Source organism: Pantoea sp. X-Soil-TKNS-1207 (genome assembly GCF_059730485.1).
In genome coordinates this window covers 200,558-212,167 of the sequence record NZ_AP035958.1, presented here as the reverse complement: position 1 = coordinate 212,167, position 11,610 = coordinate 200,558, and the positions used below count along the sequence as shown (strand labels likewise).

Below are 11,610 nucleotides of genomic sequence, written 5' to 3'. Positions count from 1 at the left end.
TTCGTCGGGTGCGAATACATTCGCACCACAACAATTGATGCCCAGGGCAGTGGTTACGGAAAATATTACAGCCAGTTTTTACGCTTGAAGTAGAGGTAAGGAGCAAGACCCGCGAGGATCATCAGACCAATCGCTGCCGGGTAGCCAAAGCTCCATTTCAGTTCTGGCATAAACTCGAAGTTCATCCCGTAGCTGGAAGCCACCAGCGTCGGCGGCAGGAACACCACGGACACCACCGAGAAGATCTTGATGATGCGGTTCTGTTCGATGTTGATAAAGCCCATCGCCGCCTGCATCAGGAAGTTAACCTTCTGGAACAGCGATTCGTTGTGCGGCAGCAGCGATTCGATATCGCGCAGGATCTCACGCGCCTGCTCCAGCTGATTGCCCGGCAAACGGGCTTTGCGCACCAGGAAGTTCAGCGCGCGCTGGGTATCCATCAGACACAGACGAACTTTCCAGCCGATATCTTCCAGTTCCGCCAGGCGAGACAGCGCTTCGTCGTACTCTTCGCCCTGCTGGCCTTCCATGATCACGCGGCTGAGTTTTTCCAGCGCGCTATAGATGTTTTCAATCTCATCCGCCAGCTGTTCGATTTTGGTTTCAAACAGGTCCAGCAACAACTCAAACGCGTTGCCGTCGATCAGCGTCTGGTTGCGCGCACGCATACGGTACAGGCGAAACGCGGGCAGCTCTCGTTCGCGCAGCGTGTACAGGCGATCTTCGCGGATGGTAAACGCCACCGTCGAGTTACCGGCATGGTCTTCGGCATCTTCATAGAAGAAGAATGAGTGGATGTGCAAACCGTCTTCATCTTCGAAGAAACGCGCCGAGGCTTCGATATCTTCCAGTTCAGGACGGGTCGCCAGGCTCTGGCCCAGCTCGCTCTGGACACGATCGCGCTCGGCTTCATCCGGTTCTACCAGATCGACCCACACCGAGGTGTTGAGCTTGTCGTTATGGTCTTCCAGTTCGAGGCGCGTCAGGCGGCTGCGATCCAGTTTAAATGCGCTCAGCATAGCAATACTCCCCATTGCAGACTAAATGGGACAGGGCTGTGAACCGTTTCGTTAGAAAAACGGGCACGGCAAAGCCTGAACACGGAAACTTTCGCTTCAAGGGTAAATCAGTGCTGACTCATGCGACGGGATATAAAGGGAGGTCGCTGATAACCGATAAGGCTACCAGCAAAGAGGTAGCCTTAGATGTTATTCCTGTGAACCAGGTGGTTGAGCCAGCATCGACTGGGCGCGTCCAAGGCGTTGTCCTCTCATGATAATAGTGCGCGCATGTTACGCTGAGACGAAAAAGTCGTCAAGGTAGCGCAACCGCGCTACACCGTTTCCAGGCGGGCATACGCAGCGACCAGCCATTTGATGCCCTGGCCCTGAAACGCTACCTGCAAACGGCTGTGTTCGCCGCTACCTTCGAGGTTGATAATGGTGCCTTCACCAAATTTGGCATGGCGCACACGCTGGCCGAGAGCGAAGCCGCTATCGCTTTTCGTCACCGGCGTGCCCATACGCTGATGGCTGACCGGACGACTGACGCTGGCGCGCAAACGCACCTCTTCCACGCAATCTTCCGGCAGCTCGCCGATAAAACGCGACGGCCGGTGATACACTTCCTTACCATAAAGCCGACGCGTCTCCGCGTAGGTCAGCGTCAGTTTTTCCATCGCACGCGTCACCCCGACATAGGCCAGACGACGCTCCTCTTCGAGCCGCCCCCCTTCGTCGAGTGACATCTGGCTGGGGAACATGCCCTCTTCCATACCGACGATAAACACCTGGCTGAACTCCAGCCCTTTTGCCGAGTGCAGCGTCATCAGCTGCACCGCGTCCTGCCATTTGTCAGCCTGGCCTTCGCCCGCTTCCAGCGCCGCATGAGACAGAAACGCCTGCAACGGCATCAAATCTTCGTCTTCGTCCTGATAGCTGAACTGACGCGTTGCCGTCACCAGTTCTTCAAGGTTTTCGATACGCGCCTGGCCTTTCTCGCCCTTTTCCTGCTCGTACATCAGCCACAGCCCGGAATCTTTGATTACCCGGTCGGTTTGTACGTGCAGCGGCAGTTCGGCGGTTTCGCTCGCCAGCGAGTCCACCAGTTCGCAGAAACGTTGCAGGGCGGAGGCGGCGCGGCCTGCCAGCACCTTGTTTTGCAGCAGCTCACGCGTCGCCTGCCACAGGGTCAGTTGCTGTTCGCGCGCCGTCTGGCGTACCACGTCGAGGGTACGATCGCCGACGCCGCGCACCGGCGTGTTAACCACGCGCTCAAAGGCGGCGTCGTCATTACGGTTAGCCATCAGACGCAGATACGCCAGCGCATCTTTGATTTCCTGACGTTCGAAGAAGCGCATACCGCCGTAGATACGGTACGGCATACTGCCCTGCAACAACGCCTCTTCCAGCACGCGCGACTGGGCGTTGCTGCGATAGAGGATCGCGCAATCCGCCAGCGCATTGCCGTTCTCATGCCAGGCTTTGATGCGATTGACCACGAAGCGCGCTTCGTCCAGCTCGTTAAAGGCGCAGTAGAGTGAAATCGGCTCACCGTCGCTGCCATCGGTCCATAACTCTTTACCGAGTCGGCCGTTGTTGTTAGCAATCAGGGCGTTAGCCGCTTTCAGGATATTGCTGGTGGAGCGGTAGTTCTGCTCCAGACGGATGGTTTCCGCGCCGGGGAAATCCTGCAAAAAACGCTGGATGTTCTCCACCTGCGCGCCGCGCCAGCCGTAGATCGACTGGTCATCATCGCCGACGATAATCACCCGACCGGTGTCGCCCGCCAGCATCCGGATCCACGCGTACTGGATGTTGTTGGTATCCTGGAATTCGTCCACCAGCACGTTGCTGAAACGCTCGCGATAGTGGTTCAGGATCTGCGGCTTGTTGAGCCACAGCTCATGCGCGCGCAGCAGCAGTTCGGCGAAATCCACCAGCCCGGCGCGATCGCAGGCTTCCTGATAAGCCTGATAAATCCGCAGCCAGGTTTGCTCCACGGGATTGCCGTAGCTTTCGATATGCTTAGGACGCAGACCTTCATCTTTTTTGCCGTTGATGTACCACATGCCCTGACGTGCCGGCCATTGTTTCTCATCAAGGTTCATCGCTTTGATCAGACGCTTCAGCAGACGCAGCTGATCTTCGCTGTCGAGGATCTGGAAATCCTGCGGCAGGCCCGCATCGAGATGATGCGCGCGCAATAAACGGTGCGCCAGGCCGTGGAAAGTACCAATCCACATGCCGCCCTGGCTGGTGCCGATCAGTTGATCGATACGATGGCGCATCTCCGCCGCCGCTTTGTTGGTAAAGGTGACCGCCATAATGGAATACGGCGAGCAGTTCTCCACCGACAGCAGCCAGGCAATGCGATGCACCAGCACACGGGTTTTGCCACTGCCTGCTCCGGCCAGCACCAGCAGGTTGCTGCGCGGTGCGGCGACCGCCTCGCGCTGTTTGTCATTCAAGCCGTTAAGCAGATCAGAAACGTCCATAAGCACCGTTTAGCAAAGAGAGAACATCCAGATACTGGATGAATTTACAGCCATTATAGCAGCGAGGTGAGTGATGCCAACTGCGAAATTTCAACGTGCGGCAGCAGCCGCGCATCATCAATCTTCATCAGATCACCGTCGCGCAGGTTGATCCAGCATGCCTGCATTCCGGCGCGCAGCGATCCGGCGACATCGGTGGTGAGATCGTCACCCACATGCAGGATATGTTGCGGCGCGATGCCTAAACGCTCTGACGCCAGGTGATACATATCCTGCCACGGCTTGGCGCGACCATGCGGGCCGGCGCGCAGCGCGAACTGGAAATAGTGGGCGATGCCGAGCTTTTCCGGATCGGCATTGCCGTTGGTGATCGCCACCAGCGGCACGCGTTCGCCCAGCGCCTGCAACGTCTGGTGCGTCTCTTCCGGCATCGCCACCTCACTGCGCCAGTGATGGAACACGCCCATCACTTCGCTGGCTCCAGCCGTGGCCGCGGCGGCGGATAAACCGACGTTGATCAGCGCCAGCTCCACCGAGCGACGTCGCCACTCGGACACGTCGTGATAAATCTCCGGCTCGCGCGCCAGTAATTCATCACGCAGCGCCTGATAATCGGCCACGGAGAAGTCACACAGCGCCGGATGGTACGCCTGCAACGCAGCATGGGACTCGGCGGTGGTTTTGCGGATTACCGGATGGTTGTCATATAAGGTGTCGTCGAGATCAAAGGTGATCGCTTTGATCTGGCCCAGCGGGCGATAAAACTTCATTAAGACTTTCCTCGTTTGGCACGCGGATGTGCCGAATCATACACCGATGCCAGATGCTGGAAATCAAGATGGGTGTAGATTTGCGTGGTCGAGAGATTGGCGTGGCCGAGCAATTCCTGCACCGCGCGCAGATCGCCGCTCGATTCCAGCAAGTGAGTCGCAAAGGAGTGGCGCAATTTATGCGGGTGGATGTGGCTGGCAACGCCCTGTTTGATGCCCCATTCGGCGAAGCGTTTTTGCACGTTACGCGCCGAAATACGGCTGCCGCGACTGGAAACGAACACCGCGTCATCCTGGGGGGCAAAGCTGGCGCGTAGCGGCAGCCAGTGCTGTAGCCAGGTCACGGCGGTACCGCCAATCGGCACCCGGCGCTCTTTGCTGCCTTTACCCAACACCCAGACTTCACCGGCTTCCAGATCGAGATGGCGGCAATCCATATTCACCAGCTCCGACAGGCGCAGGCCGCCGCCGTACATGGTTTCCAGCATCGCGCGATCGCGTACCGCCAGCGGATCGTTGAGGTCGATTTCCAGTAGCTGGTTAACCTCATCAACATCCATATTTTTCGGCAGATGGCGACCATTGCGCGGGGTGGAGATACCTTTGGCGGGATTGGCGCTTAACATGCCCTGGCTGACCTGCCAGTCGAGAAAACTGCGTAACGCGGAGAGCCGCAGCGCCAGGCTGCTGGCCCCTAATCCACCACGGCGGCTGCGGGCGGCGATATTGCGCACCTGCGCCGGTTCCAGCTGACTCCAGGCGTTGATGCTCATCGCATCGGCCAGCGCGATAATCGCCTGTAGCTGACGCGCATAGTTTTTCTGCGTCAACGGGCTGAGCTGACGCTCGACTTTCAGGTACCGCAGGAAGCCCTCAACGGCAGCGAGCAGCGGGCTGTCGCTGCTCATGCACGTTCAACCCAACGCGACAGCAGCTCCGGCAGCATCAGCGCCAGATGCTGCAACAGCAAGGTGCCCATGCCCGCCTGATAATGCTGGTTGTCACGGCTGCTGAAGATCAGCACGCCCAGTTCGCCATGATCGCCCATCAGCGACATCGCCACCGAACCGATGGCTTTCGCCTGCGGCAGCAACAGCAGCAGTTCCGGGCCATTCAGGCTGCCGAGATAGTGGTGCTCATCGCCAAAGCGCTGAATACGCAGCGGCTCGAACGCCTGACGCGACAGACCAAGCTGGGTAAAGTCGGATGGCGCGCCGATGTGCCATTTGTCGCTGAACAACCGCACATTGGCCCCGGCCAGGCCCAGCTCGCGCGCCCAGCGGTGCAGACGCGTCAGCATCTCCTGCAAGCTGTCGGCGGTAGCCAGATAGCCCTGCAACGACAGCAGGCGATCAAACAGCTGATGGTTGGCCGTGGCCTGCTCCATCAACAGGGTGATCTCCTCTTCCAGCTGCTGGATATGGTTGCGCTGACGCGCCATATGCCACTCCACCAGCGACACGCTGCCGCGCACCGGATGCGGCACCATCATCTGTTCGACCTGGCGCGCATTGCGAATAAAGAAATCGGGGTTCTGACGCAGGTATGCGCTGACCGCCTGATCGTCCAGCAGCACCGCGCTGTCGGTCTGCTCCTCGACATTTTTCATAGATGAATAAACCCATCGTAGACGTGTGTGGCTGGCCCGGTCATAAACAGCGGCTGACCGGCCCCTTTCCAGGCGATATGCAGCGTTCCGCCGGGCAAATCGACGCGGACTTTCTCCGACAAAATGCCCTGCTGAATGCCGCAGGCAACGGCGGCACAAGCGCCACTGCCGCACGCCTGGGTTTCACCTGCGCCGCGTTCATAGACGCGCAGGCGAATGTGTTCCGGATTGACCACTTCCATAAAGCCGACGTTGACCCGTTCCGGGAAACGCTCATGGCTTTCGAGGATGGGTCCAAGCGTCTCGACCGCAGCGGTTTTGACGTTTTCGACCTGAATAACGCAGTGCGGATTGCCCATCGAGACCGCACCGAACATCACGGTCTGCTCGGCTACGCGCAGCAGGTAGAGGTTTTCGGCTTTGTTGGCGCGGAACGGCACATGCTGCGGCTCAAAGTTCGGCTCGCCCATGTTGACGCGCACCAGCTCGTCATTGGTGACGCTCAGTACCATGCGTCCGGTTTGCGTGCTGACGCGAATATCGCTTTTGTTGGTCAATCCTTTCAGACGCACGAAACGTGCGAAGCAGCGCGCGCCATTGCCGCACTGCGCCACTTCACTGCCGTCGGCGTTGAAAATTCGATAGTGGAAATCAAGATCCGGATCGTAAGGCGGTTCGACGATCAGCATCTGATCGAAACCGATCCCCAGATGGCGATCCGCCAGGCGGCGAATCAGCTCCGGCGAAAAAAAGACGTTTTGCGTTACGGCGTCAACAACCATGAAATCGTTGCCGAGACCGTGCATTTTTGAGAACTGCATTTTCTGCTCCGCCGGATTACTCATAGGAGATTAGTTCCCCTGCACGCTCGGTTTGCTGGTCACCAAACCACTCACATCCGTATCAGTAGCTGCTTTTTTCTGCTGCTCTGTCACCTGAGTGTTGTTCTTTTTCGGCTGTTCCGGAGGCGGGAAATACAGCGGTCCTTTCAGGCCACAGCCTGACAAGCTGACCAGTGCCAGCACCATACCCAGCTGACTTATCAATTGTCTCATTCTGTCTGCTCTTTCTGTCCTTACCTGGATGCTTATCATCGCAGTTGACGTTGTAAAAGCAACAGGAAATACCCGTAATCGCGTTACCGGTCTGACACCTGCCGCGCTGGCGCGGGCAGGATCAGTGCATTTGATAGCGTGGCTGGAAGTCGCCGTTGTCGTTGTCGGGCTGGGTGGCGCAAAGCTGGGTGAGCGTCTGGCTGCGGAACGGAATCACCTGGAAGCGATCGCCGGTATTCACAATCTGATAGAACTGCGGCAGGTTGAAGTTGATAAAGCTGGAGCCGTAGGTGAAACGGTCATGCGATGACGAGTAGAAACGGCTGACATCGCGCACCAGTTCTTCTTTGCTGCCTTCGCAATGGTGATACACCTCAACGCGATTGCTTTCGTCGAGGATATAAATGTTGAAGCCGCGATCGTTAGTGGTGTCTTCAAAGAAGAACTGAATGATGCCTTCGCTGGCGTAGCCGTTCACTACCGGCGGCAACGGCGTCTGGTTGGTTTCCACTTTGATCGACAAGCCATGCAGCTTGTTGTTGGAGATCGCGCCATAAAACTCGACCGCGTTTTCCAGTTTCTGCACCGATACGCTCATGCGCTCGAAGAACAGGCCCCAGGTTTGTCCAGCCATACGCAACGCTTTGAAGCGGCCCGGCTCCTGGCGTGTGCTGGAGAGGCGCAGTTCAATACATTCGGATACCAGCTGCTGCACGCGGGTACGGATCAGACCGCGCAGATGCTGGCTATAGCAGAACACCTCGACGGTATCTGGCGGCGCGGCATCCTGATGCATCTTACCGAGAATGGTTTTCAGCGCTTCAATCATCGCCTGCTCGCCGCTGAAGTGCAGCGTACGCACCTCGTTCCACGAGTTGCGGTACAGCAGGTCGATGCTGCCTATCAGGCATTGCTGCTGCTGACCAAAACTGAACACATCCAGTTTGCGGAAATCAAAATGCACCACCTGATTGCGGAATGCCGAGGTGGGATCGTGTTCGAGGTTGACGATAATCGCCAGATGGCGGATTTCGCACGGGCTATACAGCGCTTTCGGCGTTGGCGCGGGCAGGCGCAGTGGGAAATGATGCGACACATCATTCACCAGCTCCTGCAAACGCGGCAGATCGCAGAATTCATTACCTTTAATATGCAGGCGCGTTTTGCTGGTCATCAAACCATTGAACCACGCCCACGCCACCAGCTTGTTCAGGTAGCGGTTATATTCCAGCGGCTGATGGCTGATGATGGAACTCATGTCCGGCGACTGGTTATACAGATACCAGCCGGCGCGATTGGCGCGGCCCGCCGGTACGTGAATAAAGGTGAGATTCTCTTCCGACAGGTCAGGAGAAATCTGCGGGTTCACCAGCGTCACTTTGCCTGGCAGCGCTTCAAACGCGGCGTAGAGTTTGCGGGTCAGTACCCCGATATCCTGCGGGCTGGCGCTGACGCTGAGGTTGTTACGACGCGCAAAGCGGATCAGGTTGCGATAACTCTGCATCATCGCATCCAGTAATTCATTGTGCGCTTCACGCACGCGTTCAATCTTCCACTGCGCGCGGTTATCCAGCACCGCCAGCTTCTCGTCGTCCCAGCCCCACTCTTTCACCAGCTGCGACAGAATCTCGCGTCGCCAGCCTGTGCGATGGGAGTTTTCCTCGCTGGAGAGCTTTTCACACACTTTGAGGTAGAAGCAGCGACGTACCAGATCGAGGCGCGCCAGATCGTCGATGCTGGTGAGATAACGCGTGACGCGTTCCAGCATCATGCAGTAAGGATCGAGACCGAAACAGACAATCTCGCCATCGTGCAGGCGTTGTTTGATATCCATCGCCAGCAGCTGCGTATTGGGGTACTCCCAGCTGTAGGCTTCCAGCAGCAGAGTTTTCAGCACCGCTTTGTACGGTGAGTCGATGCTTTTATACAGCTGCCACAGGCTGGCGCCGAAGTACTCTTCCGCCGACAGCGTACCGAGACCGCCGAGATCGAGCCATTCGTTTGGCGTCAGGACACCCTGCGCATAAAGCGACATGACATAATCGTCATAATGGTGTTCTTCCTCACCGGGCACCATGTTCCACAGGATGCGTTTACCCGCCATACGTACGGCAGTGCGGTAAAACTCATCCAGCAGCAAAATATGTTGGGTTGAGCCGCAATCTTCCGCACCGAGGCTGCCGCTTTCGTTATGACGGAAACGGTTCTCATCGATCAGGAAGAAGCTGACTTCAACGCCCATGGAGACGCACCACTTCTGCAACAACGTGCATTTGCGTTGCAGATTGAGGCGTTCTTCATTATCCAGCCAGGATTGGTGGCACACCCAGATGTCGAGGTCGGAGACGCTGTTTTGCCCGACCGACGAGGTGCTGCCCATTGAATAGATGCCGGTAATCGGCATTTCGCCTTTGGCGCGCGTGCTCAGATTGAGCGGTTGTTTGCCGCCCAGTTCATGTAGCAGCTGCTGTTGGTTTTCATCAGGCGTGTAAAAGCTGATGCCATGGGGTACGTTACCTTCAAGGTAACCCGGCATCAGCGGATGATGATAATGCAGTAATGTTGGCAGCAGACTGTAGACGTGCTGGAAAGCAGGTCCCATGGCAGCCAGTGCACGATCTACGCGCAGCTGGTTGATAGCATCCAGTCTCTGTTTCAGTGTCTCAATGTAGAGGTACAAGACGTTTCGCCTGATTGTCCCAGTGTAAGCACCCTGTTTCCAAAATTTGCCTCTTAATAGTAAAGATGGCGGGCAAATTATTGCTGGAAACGTGATCAATCTATCACCTGGCAGATTGACCGTAAAGAAAGTTGCGCTACTTAACAGTTTAGCACGTTCCGAACTTTACCCGGTTTTTTCGGACTACGGCGTCAGATTATTACCCACCGATAGCGGCCAAATCTGACATCGTAGCCTTTTCAATCCGTTGAAACTGACAGCATTCCCCTATCAATGATAGGATAATCGATGAACGATCAAAACGGTTAACAGCATGTTAGACAAAATTTTCAGAATTGCTACAAGACAAAGTCCCCTCGCGCTCTGGCAGGCACAATATGTCCAGCAACGCCTGATGGCGGCGCATCCTGGCCTGCGCGTCGAGCTGGTTCCGATGGTCACCAAAGGTGATGTCATCCTCGATACCCCGCTGGCAAAAGTGGGCGGTAAAGGGCTTTTCGTCAAAGAACTGGAACTGGCGATGCTGGAAAACCGCGCCGACCTCGCCGTGCATTCGATGAAAGATGTGCCGGTCGATTTCCCTGATGGGCTGGGTCTGGTGACCATTTGCGAACGCGAAGATCCGCGCGATGCCTTCGTCTCCAATCATTACGACTCGATTGATGCGCTGCCGCAGGGCGCGATGGTTGGCACCTCCAGCTTGCGTCGTCAGTGCCAGCTCAGCGCACGCCGTCCCGATCTGGTGATTCGCTCGCTGCGCGGCAACGTCGGCACTCGCCTCGGCAAACTGGATGCGGGCGACTATGACGCCATTATCCTCGCCGCCGCCGGGCTGAAACGCCTCGGTCTGGAGGATCGCATCCGCCTTGCGTTACCGGCGGAGTTCTCCTTACCCGCAGTGGGCCAGGGCGCGGTGGGCATTGAGTGCCGCCTCGACGACGCTGAACTGATCACCCTGTTGCAGGCGCTGAATCACGGCGACACCGCGGTGTGCGTTCGTGCCGAGCGCGCGATGAACACGCGTCTGGAAGGTGGCTGTCAGGTGCCGATTGGCAGCTTTGCCGTACTGGAAGGCGATCAGCTGTGGCTGCGTGGGTTAGTCGGCGCGCCAGATGGCAGCCAGATGATTACCGGCGAGCGCCGTGGTCCCCGCGATCAGGCCGAGCAGATGGGTATCTCTCTGGCGGAAGAACTGCTGGCAAACGGCGCGCGCGATATTCTGCGTGAAGTTTATCAGGGGCAGCCGCCCGCATGACCATCCTCGTGACCCGTCCCGAGCCTGCTGCCAGCGAACTGGTCGCGCGTCTGCGAACCCAGGGGAAACTGGCGTGGAGCCTGCCGCTGATTGAGTTCACGCCGGGTCGCGATGTTGATCACCTGCCACAACAACTTGCCGAACTTGAACCGGGTGACCTGGTGTTTCTGCTGTCGCAGCAGGTGGTGACCTTTGCCCATCCGGCGCTGCAACGTCAGGGGTTCGCCTGGCCGCAGCATTTCGACTATTACGCCATTGGTCGCAGCACCGCACTGGCGCTGCACACCGTCAGCAATCTCGACGTAGACTATCCTCATGCACGGGAAACCAGCGAAGAACTGGTGCGCCTGAACCGCCTGCAACGGGTAAGCGGCAAACGCGCCCTGATATTGCGCGGCAGTCCCGGGCGCGAATTGCTGGCGGATACCCTGACGGAACGCGGTGTCGAGGTGCGCTACTGCGAATGCTACCAGCGCTGCGAAAAACCCTATGACGGTGCCGTTGAGGGTCGTCGCTGGCGCGATCGCGGTATTACCACGCTGGTGGTCACCAGCGGCGAAATGTTACAACAACTCTTTGCGCTGTTTCCGCCAATCGATCGACGGGAATGGCTATTACACTGTCGGCTAGTGGTCGTCAGTGAACGTTTGGCTACCCTGGCCGCAGAACTGGGCTGGCAGGATATTGAGGTAGCCGATGGTGCCGATAACGATGCGCTGATGCGTGCGTTTCGCTGAACTTAACA

10 protein-coding genes are annotated in these 11,610 nt (G+C 57.5%); 2 read left to right on the top strand and 8 right to left on the bottom strand.

The genetic code is table 11. The features are described 5' to 3' along the window. Positions 1 to 65: 65 nt before the first annotated feature. The 8 genes from corA to AC6I8V_RS00880 form a co-directional block, all read right to left on the bottom strand. Positions 66 to 1,019, bottom strand: coding sequence for a magnesium/cobalt transporter CorA (gene corA / locus AC6I8V_RS00915; RefSeq protein WP_497844080.1), 954 nt, complete (start codon positions 1,017 to 1,019; stop codon positions 66 to 68). Between the two features lie 314 nt (positions 1,020 to 1,333). Beyond that, positions 1,334 to 3,496, bottom strand: a complete 2,163-nt coding sequence (gene uvrD, locus AC6I8V_RS00910) for a DNA helicase II (protein WP_497844079.1) — start codon at positions 3,494 to 3,496, stop codon at positions 1,334 to 1,336. A gap of 53 nt (positions 3,497 to 3,549) precedes the next feature. After that, a complete protein-coding gene (gene yigB / locus AC6I8V_RS00905; RefSeq protein WP_497844078.1) occupies positions 3,550 to 4,266 on the bottom strand; it encodes a 5-amino-6-(5-phospho-D-ribitylamino)uracil phosphatase YigB in 717 nt (238 codons plus the stop codon). After that, a complete protein-coding gene (gene xerC / locus AC6I8V_RS00900) occupies positions 4,266 to 5,174 on the bottom strand; it encodes a tyrosine recombinase XerC (protein WP_497844077.1) in 909 nt (302 codons plus the stop codon). Before xerC ends, yigB begins: the two co-directional genes overlap by 1 nt. After that, on the bottom strand, positions 5,171 to 5,875 hold the full coding sequence (locus AC6I8V_RS00895; protein WP_497844076.1) for a DUF484 domain-containing protein: 705 nt from the start codon (positions 5,873 to 5,875) through the stop codon (positions 5,171 to 5,173). Before AC6I8V_RS00895 ends, xerC begins: the two co-directional genes overlap by 4 nt. After that, positions 5,872 to 6,696, bottom strand: a complete 825-nt coding sequence (dapF, locus tag AC6I8V_RS00890) for a diaminopimelate epimerase (protein WP_497844075.1) — start codon at positions 6,694 to 6,696, stop codon at positions 5,872 to 5,874. Before dapF ends, AC6I8V_RS00895 begins: the two co-directional genes overlap by 4 nt. A gap of 30 nt (positions 6,697 to 6,726) precedes the next feature. After that, positions 6,727 to 6,930, bottom strand: coding sequence for an LPS translocon maturation chaperone LptM (gene lptM, locus AC6I8V_RS00885; protein WP_497844074.1), 204 nt, complete (start codon positions 6,928 to 6,930; stop codon positions 6,727 to 6,729). Positions 6,931 to 7,051: 121 nt separating this feature from the next. After that, the gene (locus AC6I8V_RS00880) at positions 7,052 to 9,610 is read right to left on the bottom strand and encodes a class I adenylate cyclase (RefSeq protein ID WP_497844073.1); all 2,559 of its coding nucleotides are present in this window, start codon (positions 9,608 to 9,610) and stop codon (positions 7,052 to 7,054) included. A 313-nt stretch (positions 9,611 to 9,923) separates the two neighbouring features. Here AC6I8V_RS00880 and hemC point away from each other — a divergent pair, with 313 nt between their 5' ends. Together hemC and hemD are read left to right on the top strand one after the other, a co-directional pair. Further along, positions 9,924 to 10,865 (top strand): hydroxymethylbilane synthase, encoded by a 942-nt coding sequence (gene hemC / locus AC6I8V_RS00875; RefSeq protein ID WP_497844072.1) that lies wholly within the window; start codon positions 9,924 to 9,926, stop codon positions 10,863 to 10,865. Continuing rightward, on the top strand, positions 10,862 to 11,602 hold the full coding sequence (gene hemD, locus AC6I8V_RS00870) for a uroporphyrinogen-III synthase (RefSeq protein WP_497844071.1): 741 nt from the start codon (positions 10,862 to 10,864) through the stop codon (positions 11,600 to 11,602). Before hemC ends, hemD begins: the two co-directional genes overlap by 4 nt. Positions 11,603 to 11,610 lie beyond the last annotated feature (8 nt).

Bases quoted from the DNA above. Each gene is read 5' to 3' on its own strand.
- corA (WP_497844080.1), bottom strand. From the start codon at position 1,019: ATGCTGAGCGCATTTAAACTGGATCGCAGCCGCCTGACGCGCCTCGAA.
- AC6I8V_RS00895 (WP_497844076.1), bottom strand. From the start codon at position 5,875: ATGAAAAATGTCGAGGAGCAGACCGACAGCGCGGTGCTGCTGGACGAT.
- uvrD (WP_497844079.1), bottom strand. From the start codon at position 3,496: ATGGACGTTTCTGATCTGCTTAACGGCTTGAATGACAAACAGCGCGAG.
- xerC (WP_497844077.1), bottom strand. From the start codon at position 5,174: ATGAGCAGCGACAGCCCGCTGCTCGCTGCCGTTGAGGGCTTCCTGCGG.
- hemC (WP_497844072.1), top strand. From the start codon at position 9,924: ATGTTAGACAAAATTTTCAGAATTGCTACAAGACAAAGTCCCCTCGCG.
- hemD (WP_497844071.1), top strand. From the start codon at position 10,862: ATGACCATCCTCGTGACCCGTCCCGAGCCTGCTGCCAGCGAACTGGTC.
- lptM (WP_497844074.1), bottom strand. From the start codon at position 6,930: ATGAGACAATTGATAAGTCAGCTGGGTATGGTGCTGGCACTGGTCAGC.
- yigB (WP_497844078.1), bottom strand. From the start codon at position 4,266: ATGAAGTTTTATCGCCCGCTGGGCCAGATCAAAGCGATCACCTTTGAT.
- dapF (WP_497844075.1), bottom strand. From the start codon at position 6,696: ATGCAGTTCTCAAAAATGCACGGTCTCGGCAACGATTTCATGGTTGTT.